Source organism: Flavobacterium zepuense, from assembly GCF_007097145.1.
GTDB classification, from domain to species: domain Bacteria; phylum Bacteroidota; class Bacteroidia; order Flavobacteriales; family Flavobacteriaceae; genus Flavobacterium; species Flavobacterium zepuense.
Genome location: NZ_VJVZ01000012.1, coordinates 140512 through 158995, shown reverse-complemented (window position 1 = coordinate 158995; position 18484 = coordinate 140512). Strand labels below are relative to the sequence as shown.

Sequence of the window (18484 nt, the reverse complement as noted above, 5' to 3'; positions counted from 1 at the left end):
AATCTCGTAGACTGAGTGAAGCTACTCCCTCTCTTTTGGAGAGGGTTGGGGAGAGGCTTATTTATACTCCTTAACCGCATCTATAAATGCCTTGGCGTGGTCTACCGGAATGTTTGGTAAAATGCCGTGGCCTAAATTTACTATGTAATTGTCTTTACCAAATTCGTCTATCATTTGGTGCACCATTTTTTTAATGGTCGGGATGGGAGATAACAACCTGCTTGGGTCGAAATTACCCTGTAGGGTTATGCGCCCTCCCGAAAGGTAACGCGCATTGCGTGCACTGCACGTCCAGTCTACACCCAGTGCCGATGCCTTGCTCTGTGCCATATCGCCAAGTGCAAACCAGCAGCCTTTACCAAACACAATAACGTGGGTTTCAGGAGCCAGCGCCTCTACGATTTGGTTGATGTATTTCCACGAAAATTCCTGGTAATCTACCGGGCTAAGCATACCGCCCCAGCTATCAAAAACCTGTACGGCATTAACACCTGCTTTTACCTTTTCTTTTAGATAGGCAATAGTGGTATCGGTTATTTTTTGAAGCAGCACATGCGCCGCTTCCGGTTGCGAAAAGCAAAAGCCTTTAGCAGTATCAAAGCTTTTTGAGCCTTTACCTTCTACAGCGTAGCAAAAGATAGTCCACGGAGAACCGGCAAAGCCTATAAGCGGAACCTCGTCATTCAGCATTTCTTTGGTAAGCTTAATCGCATCCATTACATAACCTAATGTTTCATGAATGTCCGGAACAATTACCCTCTCCACATCCTGCGGTGTACGAATTGGGTTAGGCAAAAACGGACCCACACTCTCTTTCATAAGCACCTCTATGCCCATAGCCTGCGGTACTACCAGTATATCGCTAAACAATATGGCAGCATCCGGACCAACGATACGAATGGGCTGCACCGTAATTTCGGCAGCAAGCTCAGGGGTCTGGCAACGGGTAAAAAAGTCGTATTTATCGCGCAATGCCCTAAATTCGGGTAAATAGCGGCCTGCCTGGCGCATCATCCACACAGGTGGGCGTTCTACAGGCTCATTACGTAATGCTTTTAAAAAAAGGTCGTTCTTTATCATGGTGGTTATTTTTCTAACCTGCAAGGTTTTTAAAACCTTGCAGGTTTAAATTTTTATGTTTATTTAGAGTATTACGCTCCCATCCATTCGGCTGTCATTGCGAGGGAGGTACGACCGCGGCAATCTCATTATTCAACGAGTGAGATTGCCGCGCTCCGTTGCACTTCGCTCGCAATGACGACGCGTAAAGAGGTGCGTGTTAATTAGCATCTCTGTAATAATTCCGTACCTGCACTATAACATTCTCTACACTTGGCTTATTGGCAACAACTATATTAGTAGTGATGCCGTTAAGCGCTGCTGCGGTGGTTGCCCCAATGCAAAAGCAGGTCTCTGTTGTAATAGTATTTTGCTGCAAATAGCTCTCAATAGCTGACGGACTAAAAAACAGTATCCCATCTAACGTTGCGGTTATGCGTTGCGGGGTTAGCACGGTTTGGTATACCTCGATCTCGTTAAAGGTTACTCCGGCTGCTGCCAACGCATCGGGCAGGGTATCTTTACGAATGCTCCCCGAAAAGAACGTAAAACTCTCGCCTGCAAATTCGTTTATTATTATTTCTGACAGGCCTTGCGCATCATCGGCGTAAGCCAGTACAATAAAACCTGCCTGCTCTATTATAGTTTTTGTAACGCTGCCCACGCAAAAAACGTTGCTGCCTGCAAATACCCCACTTAATTTATTATTCAGAAAACTTTTAAAGGCATTTTGGCTGGTGAATATAAGGTTGTGGTTTATGCTGTTTATATCAAAAGGCTTGGCGTGGGTGGTTATAAAATCTGCCTCTAAGACCGATAGCCCAGCATTAAGCAAATATTGCTTTTGGTTGGGCTGCAGTTTTTTAGCAGAGAATACCCTTGCCATTATTTTTTAAGTTCGCTTTTTATCTGTTCCATCAGTTCGGCACCGCCGTTGTGCAGAATCTCGTTGGCACAATTCTTCCCAAAATGAACAATGTCGCCATCAAGCGCAATCACTTTTTCTATGTGAAGCCTCTGGCTGCCATCTATAGACAGTAGTACACCCTCAAACCTAATCTCATCATCAATATAAGTTGCCAATGCGCCAATAGGGGCCGTACAGCCACCCTCCAGTTGTTTTAAAAACTGGCGCTCTATAAATGTAGCTACCTCAGTAGGTTTATGGTTGAGGTTGGCTAAAGCTTCGCGGCAAAAACCGTCGTTTTCCATGGCAACCACTACCATTGCCCCTTGTGCCGGGGCGGGAATCATCCAGTCCAGCATTATGTGGTTGGTGGGCGTAAGGTTAATGCGCTCCAGGCCGGCAGCGGCAAAAACAGCGCCCTGCCAGTTGTTTTCTTCTAATTTTTTTAATCGGGTATTTACATTACCGCGCAGGTCTACCACATTGTGGTTGGGGTAACGGTTAAGCCATTGCGCCTGCCTGCGAAGGCTTCCGGTGGCAATAGTGGCAACATCTGTAAAAAAGTTGGTGTTGCCTTTGTGTACCAGAATATCGCGAGAGTCGGCACGATCTAAAACGGCAGCCTGCACAATACCTTTTGGCAGGGCAGTGGGCACATCTTTCATAGAATGCACGGCAATGTCTACTTCGCCACGAATCATGGCAACATCCAGCGTTTTGGTAAAAATACCGGTAATGCCCAGTTCATATAGCGGCACATCTAATATAAGATCGCCTGTAGATTTTACAGCAACAATCTCGGTACTATATCCCAGGTCGTTAAGCTTTTTCTCTACGGTGTGGGCCTGCCAGAGGGCAAGTTCGCTGTCGCGGGTACCAATCCTTATGGTTTTACTCATTTTACGGGATTTTCTATCCTAAATACTTTCTCTATCCACTCAATGCTCTCGTCTACCACAGTATCGCGGTCTTTAAGGTGATTGGCAAAATGGGTAGTAATTTTATGAATAATGCGCTGGCTGATGATCTCGGCCTGCTCTTCATCAAAATTACTTATTTTTTTTCGTTGAAAGTTAAGTTCGTTATCGGCAATGCTGTTAAGTTTTTCCTTTAGAGCATTAATTGTAGGGGCAAATTTGCGGGCGTTGGTCCACTCTGTAAATTCCTCCATCGCATCGTCTATAATAGCCTCTGCTGCAGGAATATGTTTTTTACGGTTCTCTAAAGTGCTGTCGGTAATCTTGCTAAGGTCGTCCAGGTGAATTACCGTAACGTTTGGCAATTCTAACACATTAGGGTGAACGTTTTTAGGTACCGAAAGGTCTAATATAAGCAGGGGCTTGTTAAGCACCAGCATGTCTTTATCTATAGTAGGCAATTGCGCACCGGTGGCTACCACAAGCACATCAGCCTTTGGTACTTCCAGCGGAAGCAAATCGTAATCTTTAACTACAAGGTTAAATTTACCGGCTACTTTTTCGGCTTTTTCGCGGGTACGGTTAATAAGTACAATGTGGTCGTTCTTAGTATGCTTAACCAAGTTCTCACAGGTATTGCGGCCTATTTTTCCGGTACCAAAAAGCAGTATATTTTTGTTTTGAAGATCTTGTACATTATTCATAATGTACTGTACCGATGCAAAAGATACCGATGTAGCGCCACTGCTCAGTTCGGTTTCGTTCTTTACGCGCTTGCTTGCCTGTATAACGCTATTTACAAAACGCTCTGTAAAGCTGTTGGCCAGCCCGTGGTTTTTAGATTCGGTAAAGCTTTGCTTAAGCTGGCTTATAATTTCAAAGTCGCCTAATATCTGGCTGTCAAGCCCGGTACCTACACGAAACACATGGTTAATGGCCTCATTATTTTTATATACAAAAGCAGCACGCTGAAATTCTTCAACAGTGCCGCGGCTGTTGTCGCAAAGTAATTTTATAAGCTGAAAAGGGTGTTGCGCAAAGCCGTAAATTTCGGTACGGTTACAGGTGCTGGTAACAATAAGGCTGCTGATACCCTCTTGTTTTGCCTGCTCCAAAACCGCCTCTTTCGATTCTGCATCTAAGCTAAATTTCCCCCTGGTCTCGGCATCAGCTTTCCTGTAGCTTAATCCTACTGCATAAAAATACTGGTGCTTCGACATGTTGTTATGATCCATATACACTTTTCCTAAAAGTTTCACAAAATTATAACTATACGCTTTTAAAAAGTAACGCTGTAAGTCCTATTTGTGTCGCTGTGGGATATTTTGACCCTTAAGCGTTGTTTTTTGCCGAAATACGCTAAATTTGCAATGAAATCAACGCCTTGCGAAATCTTAGTTTAGAACTATTCTAAATAAACATAAGCAGGATTAGCAAAAAGACGTTCAAAAAAATACCGCTATGGGGTCTCACGAAGAGGTAATGATAGAAGAAGGTTTTTATGTGCTGCGGTTTGAGAACAACAGCGACGAAACCTCGCATTATGAAAGGGAAGTAGATACTGATTTGATACAATTTCATTTTGGTGTTAAGGGTCGGGCCAAGTTTATTTTTAACCAGGGCCGCTATGCGCTCGACCTGCGGGAGGAACTTTCTCTGTTTTTATATAACCCGCAAAAAGAGCTGCCCGTGCACTTGGAAATTGCCCCGCACAGCTGGGTAATATCAATACTTATTTCGATAAAAAAATTCCACGGATTCTTTTCTGAACAGGCCGACCATATTCCGTTCTTAAGTTCGGATAACATCGATAAGAAGTATTATAAAGACGAAAAGATAAACCCGTCTATGGCAATCGGACTGAGCCAGTTGTTCCATTTTAACCTGCACCCGTCCATTAAAAAATTATATTTTAAGGGCAAGGTGTACGAATTGCTGAGCCTGTACTTTAACCGTGCAGAAGACGCCAATACAGAGCAGTGCCCGTTTTTGATAGACGAAGAGAACGTAATAAAGATACGCAAGGCAAAGGATATTGTTATTGCCAACATGGCTGAACCGCCCGGACTCGACGAACTGGCCGATCAGGTAGGTATAAGCCTTAAGAAGCTTAAAATGGGCTTTCGCCAGATATATGGTGATAGCGTGTACAGCTTTTTGTTCGACTATAAAATGGATTACGCCCGCAAGCTGCTCGATAGCGGTTCGTATAATGTAAACGAGGTTGGCCTGCGCATAGGCTACAGTACCGCCAGCCATTTTATTGCTGCCTTTAAAAAGAAATTTGGCACCACGCCTAAAAAGTATTTAATGAGTATGGTAGAGAAGGTGTAGGTACCGTGGCTCCTGCAAGGTTTTTAAAACCTTGTGGGTATAAAAAATATGAGGTTTAATTAAACCTACAAGGTCTCGAAGACCTTGCAGGTTGAGAATAGGGGTATGTTATAAGAACTGGATTTACCTGCAACTCCTACAAGGTTTTTAAAACCTTGTAGGAGTATTTAAAAAGAATAGATTTAATATCGTAATTGGGTAAAATTGAAATTAGAGCCATTAGTTAAAGAGCATACTTATCACATCTATAATCGTGGGATAAATGGAGAAACTATCTTTAAAACAGAAGAGAACAAGCAATACTTTTTACGTTTAATAGATAAATATCTAAGTGACAAAGCTACTTTCTATGCTTACTGCCTTATGGATAATCATTTTCATTTTTTGTTAGTTGTTAATTCAGATGGTGATATAGTTACCCAGGCGTTATCTAATTTATTTAATGCTTATGCCAAAGCCTTTAATAAGGCAACAGGCAGAACGGGAAGTTTATTCGAGAAACATTTTAAAAGGATCAGGATTGACGATGAGATTTATTTAAGACAGTTAATTGTATACATACATTTAAACCCGAAACATCATTTTGATATGGATTTTACAAGTTTTAAATACTCTTCTTATAATACAGTTTTGTCTGATAAAGAAACAAAGCTAAACCGGGATGAGGTGCTGGAGCTTTTTGGGGATAGAGAGAATTTTAAATTTGTCCACCAGCAAAAGAATGATTTATTGGAAGAAAAATTTATGCTGGAATGATGGGGTTGAGAACCGGAGCATATTATACGAACTGAATTCATTGCAACTCCTGCAAGGTTTTAAAAACCTTGTAGGTGTAAAAAAAGCATAAGATTACATTTAAACCTGCAAGTCTCGAAGACCTTACAGGTTAAGAATCGGAACATGTTATACGAACTGAATTCATTGCAACTCCTGCAAGGTTTTTAAAACCTTGTAGGTGTAAAAAGTAAGGTTATATTTAAACCTACAAGGTCTCAAAGACCTTGCAGGTTGAGAACCATAGCATGTGCAAAAATTATAAAGAGTTAAATAAAACAAATACAACGCCTTTCGCATGGTTTTTGAGAGCCAACGGCTGGCGCAAACAAACAAATACATACAACACACAGATGAAAGGAGTACTGTTAGTAAACCTGGGGTCGCCTAAGAGCCCAACACCTAAAGACGTTAAGCCTTACTTAGACGAATTTTTAATGGACAAATATGTAATAGATGTCCCTTTTTTGCTGCGTGCACTTTTGGTGCGCGGCATCATTCTTACTTTTAGAAAAAGGCAGGAATCGTCGGCGGAAGCCTACGAAAAAATTTGGTGGGACGAAGGTTCGCCATTAATCGTACTGTCTAAAAGGCTGCATGATAAGGTGCAAAAAAAAGTAGAAATGCCTGTTGCACTTGCCATGCGCTATGGCGAGCCATCTATAGAAGCAGGCTTACAGGAACTTGCCGATAAAGGTGTTACAGAGGTATTGCTTTTTCCGTTGTACCCGCAATATGCTATGGCATCTACGCTAACTATATTGGTAAAGGCAGAAGAAGTACGCAAAAGTAAATTTCCGCAGATGAAATTTACCGATGTACCGGCCTTTTACAATAAACCTGATTACATACAGGCATTAGCCAACTCTATAAAATCAGGATTAGAAGGCTTTGATTACGACCATCTTTTGTTTTCCTACCACGGTATTCCTGAGAGGCACATCCGTAAAACCGATGTTACCAAATCACACTGTAAAATAGATGGTTCATGCTGCGTAACAGATTCGGCAGCACATGCGTTTTGCTACCGCCACCAGTGTTACGAAACTACCCGCCTTGTGGTAGAGCAGCTGGGCATACCTAAGGAAAAGTACTCACAAACGTTTCAGTCGCGCCTTTCGGGCGATAAGTGGCTGGACCCGTATACCGATGTTGAGGTAAATGCAATGCCGGCAAAAGGCATTAAAAAGCTGGCAGTAGTAACCCCGGCATTTGTATCTGACTGTTTGGAAACGCTTGAAGAAATTGCCATGCGCGCCAAAGAAGATTTTGAAGCAAACGGCGGAGAAGAGTTTCACGCCGTACCTTGCCTTAACGATAACGGCGAATGGATTGGCGTACTGGCCAACTGGATTAACGAATGGGCCCATGCTGAAATACCTGCTGTGTAAATGGCGGTATCATCCACAGACCTCGAAAAAAAAGACATAAAGAGCCTGCTTATTAAGCAGAGCATCCCCTCATCTGTAGGTATACTCTTTATGAGTGTAAACATACTTATAGATACCATTTTTGTAGGTCAGTGGATTGGCTCTCTTGCCATTGCGGCACTATCGGTGGTAATGCCCATAACGTTTTTTATAAGCAGCCTGGGCATGGCTATTGGTGTGGGGGGCAGTTCGGTACTCTCACGCGCATTGGGCAAAGGAGATAAGGATAAAGCTGTATCTGCCTTTGCGCACCAGCTGATGATGACATTGCTTATCTCATCATTATTTGTAGTAGCCGGGCTTTTATTTAGCGATGAAATTCTATATGCTTTTGGTGCCGCCGGAAAGATAACCGTACCTGCTAAGGAGTTCTTTTTCCCTATTGTAATTGCAGTGCCTTTTCAGGCGCTGAGCATGATGGGCAACAACGTTATACGTGCCGAAGACAAGAGCAAACACGCAATGATAGCCATGATTATAAGCACGGTAGCCAACCTGGTGCTGGATGTACTTTTTATAAAAGTGCTCAATATGGGCATTATGGGTGCTGCCATAGCAACAGGCTCATCATTTGTGCTGAGCTTTTTATACATTCTTTGGTTCTTTATTTACCGCAGCGAACTAAGAATTAAATGGCACCATTTTGTGTGGGATAAAAAAATATCATGGGAAATAATTTCCATGAGTTTTGTAACCTTTGCCCGCCAGGGGGTTATAAGTGTGCTGAATGTGATACTCAACCATACGCTCTTTGCACAGGGCGGTGAAACAGCTATTACTATTTACGGTATCGTAAGCCGCATGCTCATGTTCGCATTATTCCCCGTATTAGGGGTTACGCAGGGCTTTTTACCCATTGCAGGCTACAACTATGGGGCCGGTAATACCAGCCGCGTAAAAGAAAGCGTACGCCTTTCTATACTGTATGCGGGTGGGCTCGCCATTTTTATATTTATCATCATCATGGTACTGGCAAAGCCCATTGTTGCCGTATTTACCACCGACCCCGAAGTTATTAAAGCAACACCGGGCGCACTGCGGTGGGTATTTGCGGCATCGCCCATTATAGCGGTACAGTTGGTTGGGGCGGCTTATTTTCAGGCGGCGGGCAAACCCGTTAAGGCACTTTTGCTAACGCTTAGCAAGCAGGGCTTTTTCCTGATACCGCTGGTGCTCATTTTGCCGCAGTTTTTTGGTATTTTTGGTGTGTGGGTGGCTTTCCCTATTGCCGATGTGCTGAGTACCATTGTAACAGGCATCTTCCTTAAAAAAGAAATGAATACCACACTTAAGGATTAAATAATTTACACGATGGAAGAAGCCTTTACTAATGAAGATTTTGACAAATACGATTCTTCTCCTTTAAACAGGAAGGGGCAGGTTTTTGTAAAAGGTATTGAAACTCGAGCTAATAACAGCTTAGAGTTTATTAGAACTAAATACTCTAATTTTGATAAATTGGATTTGGCTATCAATTTCATTGAATATAATTACATAGATGGTATAAAAGCAGATTTTCAAGATTTGGTAAGAATAGGTTATTTTCCTGCTACTGAAACTCAAATGGAACTTGATCATGCCATTAAACACGCATTAATTGGTTCTTATAAGGCTGCGTTTGCAGATTTACGTAGAGCATTAGAATTAACCTTAACGGCAGTGTACTTAACTTCTGAACATATCAATGAAACTAAAGCAAGGCAATGGATGAATTCTCAGGCCGACACACCTTTTGTGTCAACTATGCTTATCAAATTGATTAGGTCAGGAAGATTTAAAGATTTAAACGATAAATACCAATGGTCAGATAATTTGAAAAAATTCTATTGGCATATTTCAGATTTTGCTCACAACAGAGGTCAACTTAAAGGATATCGGGAATTAAACCAAACAAATTTTTTTATGAGCGGAACTTCTGCTCCACGAATTAATTATACTACTCTTTCTGCATTTTGTGATTCATTTATTACTTGTGTAGAAGAAATTGTTGTGATACTTTGTTTATACAATCCGGTTTTATTAGTTCCATTGCCAGTTTTTGAAAAATTCGGTTTTAATGGTCCTATGTCTGGTTTCTTTGAAGACGTACAATCTGAATCAATAAATAATCTTATTCCAGATAGATATAAATACTTTTTTAAAAATTTGAAACAAAATGATTTAGAGGTTAAAGGTTTAATCGAATGGTTTGCATCAATGCCCGATCTTTCAGAGGATGAAATTAAAGAGCAGATTAATCAAGACGAGCAATTTCTGAAAGACTTGAATAGCGGAAAATTTGATAATAATATGAATAATGGATTATAACTACATAAAATCGCTGCACTTAATATTTGTAATTACCTGGTTTGCCGGGTTGTTTTACATAGTGCGGCTGTTTGTATACCATATAGAGGCTAATAGTAAGCCTTCGCCCGAAAAAGAGATCCTCATTAAACAATACAAGCTTATGAGCTACAGGCTGTGGTATATTATTACCTGGCCCAGCGCTGTTTTAGCCAGTATCTTCGCCTATTGGATGCTGTTTTTTACCCCTACGGGCAACGCCTGGCTGCAAATGCCGTGGATGCACGTTAAGCTGGGCTTTGTGTTTTTGCTGTATCTGTACCATCTAAAATGCCATCAGATATTTAAGCAATTACAGCGTGATGAGGTTAAGCACTCCACAGGCTTTATGCGTTTATGGAACGAAGGTGCCACGCTTATTTTGTTTGCCGTGGTTTTTTTGGTAATTTTAAAAAATGCCATCAACTGGATATATGGCGTGGTGGGCATCATGGCCTTTAGCATACTGATTATGCTGGGCTACAAATTTTACAAGAAGATACGTGAGAGGAACAACTCCTGAGCGGATGAAAGAAAAGTTTAAGATAAAACGCTGGTCGCTGCGGGTAAGGATATTTCTCTCTATGATATTCATTACCCTTATAGCCTCATTGCTTATAGCCATTGTTTCTATATACCAGTTTAAAAATGAGGCCAAGCAATACCACCAGGACCGTTTAGAGCGTAAGGAGAACTCTATTAAAGAGCACATTAACTACATTCTTGCCAATACCACTTATCCGCTAAATACAGAGAACCTTCCGCTCATTTTTCGCGAACGCATCCATGAACTGGCTAACATTCATGGTACCGAGATTAATATATTCGACCTTAACGGGCACCTCATAAAATCATCTAAAGCAGCGTTTAGTGTAGATACCGTAAGCCAGAACATACCCTCGGGCATACTGCGCGTTATCCGGTCCACGGCCGAGAAAAGATATGTCGACTTAAAGTCGGAAGGCGGTGTAAAGTACCGGTCGTCCTACAGTTACATTAAAGATACCAAATTTAAACCGTTGGGCATCCTAAACCTGCCGTATATAGAAGACGACGGTTATTACGAAAAAGAGCTCAACAACTTCCTAATCCGTTTTATGCAGGTGTATTCGTTCATGCTGCTTATTTCGGTCATAATCGCCTACTTCCTGTCCAGTTACATTACCAAGTCGATCAAAGAAGTATCCGACCGTATTAAGGAAACCCGCCTTAACGAGGTTAACGAAAAGATAGACATGGGCGACTCCCCACAGGAAATAAGCCTGCTTGTACACGCATATAATGACATGGTGGAAGATCTGGATGAAAGCGCCGCAAAACTTGCCCAAAAGGAGCGGGAAGAAGCCTGGCGCGAAATGGCTAAGCAGGTGGCCCACGAAATTAAGAATCCGCTTACGCCCATGCGCCTTACGGTACAAAGCTTTCAGCGGAAGTTTGACCCAACCGACCCCAACATTAAGCAAAAGCTTAACGAATACAGCGATACGCTTATACAGCAAATAGATACCATGACATCGGTAGCATCGGCATTCTCAAGCTTTGCCTCTATGCCTGCACAGCAAAACGAAACCCTGAACGTGGTTAAGATCGTGCAGCTGGCGCTGGAGATATTTAACGAAAATTACATAACCTTTCATGCCGATGAGCCGCGTATTGTAACGCGAATGGACCGTACGCAACTCATCCGTATCATAACTAACCTGGTAAAAAATGCTACCCAGGCCATTGATGAGCGCGAACCGCATCCTACTGTAGATGTACGCGTTTTCCGAGAAGGTAACAATGCCAGGATAACCGTGCGCGACAACGGCAAGGGTATTAGCATGGAGAACAAAAACCGTATTTTTGAGCCTAAATTTACTACCAAGAACAGCGGCATGGGCTTAGGGTTGGGCATCATTAAAAATATTGTAGAAAATTATCACGGCACCATAACATTTAACAGCGATCCCGGAGCAGGGACAATGTTTATTGTAACCCTGCCTATCATACAGCAGGAACCTTTTGAAAAAGAACAAACAAACCACTAAATATATACTATTATGGCTTACGAAAATATTATTACAACTGCCGAAGGCGGCATAGGCGTTATAACTATTAACCGCCCTACCAAACTTAATGCGCTTAACAAGGCTACAATTGTAGAGCTTAGCGAGGCTTTTAACGCTTTTGATGACGATAAGTCTGTCAGGGTTATTATTGTAACGGGAAGTGGCGAAAAGGCTTTTGTGGCTGGCGCCGATATCGCCGAATTTTCTGAATTCAGCGTTGAAGAAGGTGAACAGCTGGCGGCTTTAGGCCAGAAATTGTTATTCGACTTTGTACATAACCTTGATACCCCCGTTATTGCGGCTGTAAACGGTTTTGCACTTGGCGGTGGTCTCGAACTGGCTATGGCAGCGCACTTTAGGGTAGCGAGTGACAATGCTAAAATGGGCTTGCCGGAGGTATCCCTTGGGGTAATTCCCGGCTATGGAGGTACACAGCGCTTACCACAGCTTGTAGGCAAAGGCCGCGCCATGGAAATGATTATGACGGCAGGCATGGTAACTGCACAGGAGGCATTAAGCTACGGGCTTGTAAACCATGTAGTAGCGCAAACCGAATTGTTAGACTTTTGTAAAGCTATAGCCGCTAAAATTATTAAGAATTCGCCCGTAGCCATCAGTAAAGCTATTAAAGCTATCAACGCGAGCTATACCACAAGCGGCTTTGATGTAGAGATAGCAGGCTTTGGCGAATCGTTTGGTACCGAAGATTTTAAGGAGGGTACAACGGCATTTTTAGAGAAAAGAAAAGCTGAGTTTCCTGGTAGGTAACTTGTTCCCTTTTAAACATACAAAGCCGGCTAAACTATTAGCCGGCTTTTATTTTGTAAGCTGTTGATTTAGAGATAAAAACCCCGCAACAACCCGGAGGCCGCCACGGGGTTACCGCTAAGCGTTTATATAGTGTTATCTGTAAATTGTTTAAGGTCACGCGTGTTTTTTTGCACAGCTATAGAGGCAAACAGGCTCAGCGCGAACGACATACCAAAGAATCCCTTCTCACTAAGCAGCAGCTCGGCATTCCAGAGGCCTACTATAAGTAAGGTTACCGATGCCACGGTGCTGAACCAGCTTATACCATAGTAAATGTCGGTTACTGAGATACCTTCCAGCCTGTCCCTCACACTCTTTTGTACTGATATTACGGCAAATAGCCCAAAAAGCAGGATGGTAAAATAGTAGCCTTTTTCGTTAAGGCCCATCTCGGCATTAAAGAGTCCGATACAATAGGCCACGGTGCCGGTGAGTAATGCCATCCATGAGGCGCCCACAAAGGCATTACTTGGTTTTAACGGGCTTAGGCCGTTGTTCTTGTTTTCTTTACGTGTTTCAAAAGTGTTGTTCACTTCATTTGTTTTTAGCGGTTCCATAATTTTTGTTTTTAAATTATAAGGCAAATCTCCGCCAAAAAATAAACCCGTAAAATTCAATTTTAAAATAAAACTGACGATATAAAATTGCTAAATTTGTTTTAGTTACTATTATAAATGAAACGTATGAACGCAGTATCAGATATTATCAGCTTAATGAATTACAATGATAATAAAGCATTTGTATCATTTTTAAAGAATAAGAACACTCGTAATGATACCAAGAATACCAAGCTTTTCAAATTATTAGAAACTGACGATATAAATAGCTTAAAAAATTTATATTCTGGTGCTAAAAATAACGACGCTTACCATGCCCTGCGCAAGAGGCTATACGATAACCTGGTAGAGTTTATGGCTAACCGTACCTTTGAGTCCAATACCGGCGAGGCTCATGAAGTGCTTCGTTTACTGGTAGTTAGCCGGTTTTTCCTGGAGCATAAACTTACCAAAACAGCCTTTAAGTGTTTGGCTAAAGCCGAAGGTAAAGCTGCTGCCTTAGAGTACTTTAGCCTCCTTAATGAAATTTACCACACCCAGATTCAGTACGCACACCTTAACCCTGATGTGAACTTAAGTGCTGTTATAGAGAAGTTTAACCTTAATAGGGCGAGCATGCAACGCGAAGAGCAACTCAATATAGGCTATGCGTTGTTACGCAGGGAGCTGGCAGAGATACAATATAAGGGCAAAGTGATAGACCTTAAATCATTTATTTTCAGCACAATGGAGTCGCTTGGGGTATCGTTAGATGAAGCACTTACCTACAAGTCACTTTACCAGATGCTCTTCATTGCTAACGAATATGCCAGCATCAACTTTAATTTTAACCTTATTGAGCCGTTTTTTGTTAAGAGTTATGACTTTATAAAGGCAAAAAATAACCAGGGCGAGGGGCAGCTGTATTACCACATCTATATCCTGTATTTTATGTCAAATTTTCACTTTCGGACTCTGAGATTCGATGTTAGTGAAACGTATCTGGAAAAAATGCTGGAGCAAATGCAAAAACAAAACAACAGGTATTATTCCCGTTTTAGTTTGAGGTATTTTTTGCTGGCGGCACTCAACAAAAATTTTTCGGGTAATCCGGGCATCGCGATCGAACTTGCCGAGAAAGCGCTTAAGGGTGCCCCTTCAAAAGCCGACCCGGTAGATGTTAATGACCTTCGCATTTGCCTTATCATGTTTATGGTGCAACAAAACGACCGTACCGCCCTAAAATATATGGGGCAGTTTGCACACACCGACAGCTGGTACGAAAAAAAGCTGGGTATGCTGTGGGCCATCCGTAAGAGTTTGCTGGAGATTTTGTTGTATACCGATGTTGAACATACTGAACTCGCCCTCTCACGTCTTAAAAGCTTTAAGCGCCGTTACAAAAAGTACCTTACTGAGGTTAAGGAAGACAGGGTTATGGAGTATGCCCTGCTGGTAGAACGCTACATCCTTAAGCCTGAAATTGCCACGCAGCCTGCGTTTGCACAGGCTATACACGCTATGCTGGTACCCGGCGAGCCACAGGATATTTTTGTAATAAGCTTTTTAGGATGGTTGCTGGCTAAAGTCGATAAGCGCAAAAACACCTATGAGGTTACGCTTGAGTTGCTTAGTGAAAATAATAAGCAATTGGCAACGGGCAATTAGCAATAGGCGGTGGGCAATAAGCAGTGTGTTAACTGTGACTGGTCCTCATATTTCGTGGTTAAGCACTGAAACTGTGACTGCGACTGAAAAATCTAAACATGTATCACTTCATCATCTATCAATAATTCTTCGCGGCGCATGCGCAGGAGTACCTGTGCCACAGCAACCACATCTTTCTCACAATAGGTTACAATACGGTCGATGTCTTTTTCTACGTGAAACACGTGCCCTACCTGGCTACCGTCTATATCGCCTTTGGGCGATGGTATGCCAAGTATCTTGGTGAGCAGTTTTAGGGAGGTAAAGCTCTTAAAATCGCCAAACTTCCAAAGCTCCATGGTATCAAGGTGGGGCACTTCCCACGGCTTTTTGCCAAAAAGGTTCAGCTTTTGGGGTATAGGTAGCTGGTTGATGATCATACGGCGGGCAATGAACGGAAAATCGAATTCCTTGGCATTGTGCCCGCACATAATGTGCTGTGGCTGGTTAAAGTGGTTGTTAAGCAGGTTGCTAAAGTCTTTTAATATCTTGGGTTCATCCCCACAAAAAGACGTTACCCTAAAGTGGCGTATATCACCCTTAAAAGTAAAGTACCCCGCAGAAAGACACACTATCTTACCAAACTCCGCCCAAATGCCGGCACGGTCATAAAATTCCTCAGGCGTGTAATCGTCTTTGCGCTGGTATTGCGTTTTAAGAGCATACAGCTCGCGGGTATCATCATCCAGCAGGTTAAAGTTTTCCTGCTCCGGCACGGTTTCTATATCTAAAAAGAGTATGTGCTCTAATCTTATTTTTTCGATCATTCTATATAATTTCCTGTGGTTATGAACCACTCAACTTTTTCATTTCCTGACCTCACCCCAACCCCTCTCCGAAGGAGAGGGGCAGCTATACTCAACCACACTATAATGATGTTGAGTTGCCGTACTCTACCCGTTCCGGGCTCCCCTCTCCTTCGGAGAGGGGCCGGGGGGGGAGGACTTCTTTTATTTCTATTATAACACTTCTTATATGTTCATCGTTCCCTCTCTCCAAAGAAGCGAGGTAGCATATTCAGCTGTTTTACCATAACGAACTTTTCAACTATACCCGTTCATCGCTCCCCTCTCCTTCGGAGAGGGGCCGGGGGTGAGGTTTTATACTGTTTTCAAACTAACGAGATTCTTCGGATCCGCTACACTGCGTTCAGAATAACACTACTGCGCTCAATACTTCACCTGAGTGCAGCTCGCTCCCCTCTCCTTCGGAGAGGGGTTGGGGGAGAGGACTTTTAGCGTACTTCGGATGAGGACTTACTCCCCCTTCGTCATCGCCAACCCATTCCCTTTACCGTCTTCCGGTTTCATTTTGCCCATCATTTTATAGGCTTCATCCACATAAACATAAAAATCGTTGCTGTGCGGGTCGGTGTCCGTTTGCAGGCCTTTGGTGTGGCCCAGGCGTACAATTATAACATTATCTTCGGGCACCACAATAACAAACTGGCCCAAGTGTCCGCGCATATAGTATATTTTTTTGCCCAGGTAGTTGTTAAGCCACCAGCCATAGCCGTATTGCGGCGATTGGGCAAAGCGGGGGTTTACCATTTTGGCAACATCGGTACTGTCTAACACCTGCGTGCCGTTCCACTTGCCGTTGTGTTCAAACAACTTGCCAAAACGGGCAAAATCGCGGGCGTTGCTGCCTATACAGCAGTAGGCTTTTTCAATCCCGCCATCATGGTCAAGCTGCCATAGGGCATCATTTTCGGCACCCATAGGCTTCCAGAACTTATCCGACACATAATCTGATAGGTGTTGGCCCGTAGCTTTAACAATAACCATAGCCAGCAACTGGGTAGCGCCGCTTTTATATTCAAACGCCTGCCCCGGCTCGTGGGTAATGGCAATGTTTAGTAACGTTTTTTCCAGTTCATCGCCAAAATAAGCCCGCGTGGTAATGCTAAAGGCACTGCTGTAGGCCTCATCCCAGTCCATCCCTGTAGCCATGCTCGATAGGTCGCCCACAGTAAGTTTGGCGGCAAGCCCCTTGTTAAATTCAGGAAAATAATCACCCACCTTTTGGTCCAGGCCTTTTATTTTACCCTCTTCAATAGCCTTAAACATTGCGGCGCTTACCACGCTTTTCGCCATAGAAAAAGAGTTCGATTTTGAGTTGGCACCATAGCCATCATAATAGCTTTCGTGCCAAATGCTGTCGTTCTTAATAATAAGGTAGGCAACAGTGCCCAGCTCTTTATTAACGTCCTCAAGCCTCTTAGTGCCCGGTACTTTGTTGTAGTCTACCGACTGCGGCCACGGCTGCGGTGTGCCCTTTTTAATGGTGCGGTTATCAAAATGGGTATAGTCATCCAGGTAGGCCGTAGTTTTACCGTGCAGGTACACCACGCGCACTGCCTTAAGCAGGTAATCTACATTAAAAATATATAGGAGGGCTACAATAACGGCAATGATGCCAACAAACCAAAGCAGGAATTTTTTCATAACAGGTGGTTAAAGTGCTGGTACGAATTTACATAAAATTTGTTAAGGTAAACTAACCGTTGCCCCGCTAAAAACTACCTTTGTAGTTAAACCTTTTGCATGCTACCCATAGCCTACCACCCTATTTACAAGCACCCGTTACCGGAAGGGCACCGTTTCCCCATGATCAAATACGAGCTGCTGCCCCAACAGCTATTGCTGGAAGGCACGGCAACAGAAACCGACTTCTTTTCGCCCGGCCTGCCCGATATGGCTGCGGTGCTTGCAATCCATAAAAAGGAGTACGTGGATGATTTGCTTAACCTTACGCTCGATCAGCGTGCGGTGCGTAAGATAGGGTTCCCGCTTTCGGCAGAATTGGTAGAACGCGAGCTGCGCATTGCCCAAGGAACTATAATGGGTTGCGAAAAGGCGCTGCAAACCTGTATTGCGTTTAATATTGCCGGTGGTACGCACCACGCCTACAGCACGCACGGCGAGGCATTTTGCCTGCTTAACGATCAGGCTATTGCGGCGCAGTACCTGTTGGATAATAAGCTTGCATCTAAAATTTTAATTGTAGACCTTGATGTGCACCAGGGTAACGGTACTGCCGAGATCTTTACACACAACCCCAACGTGTTTACCTTTAGCATGCATGGCAAGACCAATTATCCATTTAAGAAAGAGGTATCTGACCTTGATATTGCCCTGCCTGATAATACCCCTGATGATGAGTACCTGGCTATTTTACAGGAAACCTTGCCCAAGCTAATTGACAGCCATAAACCCGACTTCATCTTTTACCTTAGCGGCGTTGATATTTTATCTACCGATAAACTGGGCAAGCTGGGCTGCACCGTTAATGGCTGCAAGCAACGAGACGAAATAGTATTGTCGCTTGCCCGTAAATTAGAGATACCTGTGCAATGCAGTATGGGTGGTGGCTATAGTCCGGAAATTAAGGTTATTATAGAGGCGCATGCTAATACGTACAGGGTTGCCCGGAGTATTTATTAGCTTGTTCTTTTGCCTTGATGCAAAAGAACCAAAAAATCAAGGCTCTAACTTCTTATGCTACAAAATATAAGTTTCAGCTAAACGATTTGAACTCGCTTCGCTCAAACAGCAAATCGTTCTTAACGCTTCAACTTATATTTTGCTTAACGCAACAAAGTTTAAGGCCTTAGCTTCACTCGGCTGTGCTT

Annotated in this window: 17 protein-coding genes; 10 read left to right on the top strand and 7 right to left on the bottom strand. The window is 43.0% G+C overall.

The window, feature by feature from the left end:
- Window positions 1-57 precede the first annotated feature (57 nt).
- The 4 genes from hemE to hemA all read right to left on the bottom strand — a co-directional run bounded on the left by hemE (window position 58) and on the right by hemA (window position 4118).
- A complete protein-coding gene (hemE, locus tag FMM05_RS17245) occupies window positions 58-1080 on the bottom strand; it encodes a uroporphyrinogen decarboxylase (protein WP_143374666.1) in 1023 nt (340 codons plus the stop codon).
- A gap of 199 nt (window positions 1081-1279) precedes the next feature.
- Complete coding sequence (locus tag FMM05_RS17240) at window positions 1280-1945, bottom strand: uroporphyrinogen-III synthase (RefSeq protein WP_143374665.1); 666 nt, start codon at window positions 1943-1945, stop codon at window positions 1280-1282.
- Window positions 1945-2865, bottom strand: a complete 921-nt coding sequence (hemC, locus tag FMM05_RS17235) for a hydroxymethylbilane synthase (protein ID WP_143374664.1) — start codon at window positions 2863-2865, stop codon at window positions 1945-1947. The genes FMM05_RS17240 and hemC overlap by 1 nt, the downstream gene beginning before the upstream one ends.
- A complete protein-coding gene (hemA, locus tag FMM05_RS17230) occupies window positions 2862-4118 on the bottom strand; it encodes a glutamyl-tRNA reductase (RefSeq protein WP_143374663.1) in 1257 nt (418 codons plus the stop codon). The genes hemC and hemA overlap by 4 nt, the downstream gene beginning before the upstream one ends.
- 226 nt (window positions 4119-4344) lie before the next feature.
- On the opposite strand from hemA, the gene FMM05_RS17225 reads away from it, so the two are divergent.
- From FMM05_RS17225 to FMM05_RS17190, 8 genes are all read left to right on the top strand, one after another.
- Window positions 4345-5217, top strand: coding sequence for a helix-turn-helix transcriptional regulator (locus FMM05_RS17225; RefSeq protein WP_143374662.1), 873 nt, complete (start codon window positions 4345-4347; stop codon window positions 5215-5217).
- A 204-nt stretch (window positions 5218-5421) separates the two neighbouring features.
- Window positions 5422-5973, top strand: coding sequence for a transposase (locus FMM05_RS17220; RefSeq protein ID WP_143374661.1), 552 nt, complete (start codon window positions 5422-5424; stop codon window positions 5971-5973).
- Window positions 5974-6344: 371 nt separating this feature from the next.
- Window positions 6345-7382: a ferrochelatase gene (hemH, locus tag FMM05_RS17215; protein ID WP_143374660.1), complete on the top strand. Its 1038-nt coding sequence runs from the start codon at window positions 6345-6347 to the stop codon at window positions 7380-7382.
- Window positions 7383-8720, top strand: a complete 1338-nt coding sequence (locus FMM05_RS17210; protein WP_143374659.1) for an MATE family efflux transporter — start codon at window positions 7383-7385, stop codon at window positions 8718-8720.
- 12 nt (window positions 8721-8732) lie between these two features.
- Window positions 8733-9728 (top strand): hypothetical protein, encoded by a 996-nt coding sequence (locus FMM05_RS17205; RefSeq protein WP_143374658.1) that lies wholly within the window; start codon window positions 8733-8735, stop codon window positions 9726-9728.
- Window positions 9718-10269, top strand: coding sequence for a CopD family protein (locus FMM05_RS17200; RefSeq protein WP_185965619.1), 552 nt, complete (start codon window positions 9718-9720; stop codon window positions 10267-10269). The genes FMM05_RS17205 and FMM05_RS17200 overlap by 11 nt, the downstream gene beginning before the upstream one ends.
- A 4-nt stretch (window positions 10270-10273) precedes the next feature.
- Complete coding sequence (locus tag FMM05_RS17195) at window positions 10274-11776, top strand: ATP-binding protein (protein WP_235894425.1); 1503 nt, start codon at window positions 10274-10276, stop codon at window positions 11774-11776.
- Between the two features lie 12 nt (window positions 11777-11788).
- Window positions 11789-12565 (top strand): enoyl-CoA hydratase/isomerase family protein, encoded by a 777-nt coding sequence (locus FMM05_RS17190; protein WP_143374656.1) that lies wholly within the window; start codon window positions 11789-11791, stop codon window positions 12563-12565.
- Window positions 12566-12690: 125 nt separating this feature from the next.
- On the opposite strand, the gene yiaA is transcribed toward FMM05_RS17190, so the two are convergent.
- Window positions 12691-13164 (bottom strand): inner membrane protein YiaA, encoded by a 474-nt coding sequence (yiaA, locus tag FMM05_RS17185; RefSeq protein WP_143374655.1) that lies wholly within the window; start codon window positions 13162-13164, stop codon window positions 12691-12693.
- 126 nt (window positions 13165-13290) lie between these two features.
- Between yiaA and FMM05_RS17180 the strand changes: the two genes are divergently transcribed.
- Window positions 13291-14811 carry a hypothetical protein gene (locus FMM05_RS17180; protein WP_143374654.1) on the top strand — a complete coding sequence of 507 codons (1521 nt, stop codon included), beginning with the start codon at window positions 13291-13293 and terminating at the stop codon, window positions 14809-14811.
- Window positions 14812-14903: 92 nt separating this feature from the next.
- Here the strand turns inward: FMM05_RS17180 and FMM05_RS17175 are convergent, their stop codons facing one another.
- Together FMM05_RS17175 and FMM05_RS17170 are read right to left on the bottom strand one after the other, a co-directional pair.
- Complete coding sequence (locus FMM05_RS17175; RefSeq protein ID WP_143374653.1) at window positions 14904-15617, bottom strand: 3'-5' exonuclease; 714 nt, start codon at window positions 15615-15617, stop codon at window positions 14904-14906.
- Window positions 15618-16106: 489 nt separating this feature from the next.
- Complete coding sequence (locus FMM05_RS17170) at window positions 16107-17297, bottom strand: serine hydrolase domain-containing protein (RefSeq protein WP_143374652.1); 1191 nt, start codon at window positions 17295-17297, stop codon at window positions 16107-16109.
- Between the two features lie 99 nt (window positions 17298-17396).
- Here FMM05_RS17170 and FMM05_RS17165 point away from each other — a divergent pair, with 99 nt between their 5' ends.
- A complete protein-coding gene (locus FMM05_RS17165) occupies window positions 17397-18296 on the top strand; it encodes a histone deacetylase family protein (RefSeq protein ID WP_143374651.1) in 900 nt (299 codons plus the stop codon).
- Window positions 18297-18484 lie beyond the last annotated feature (188 nt).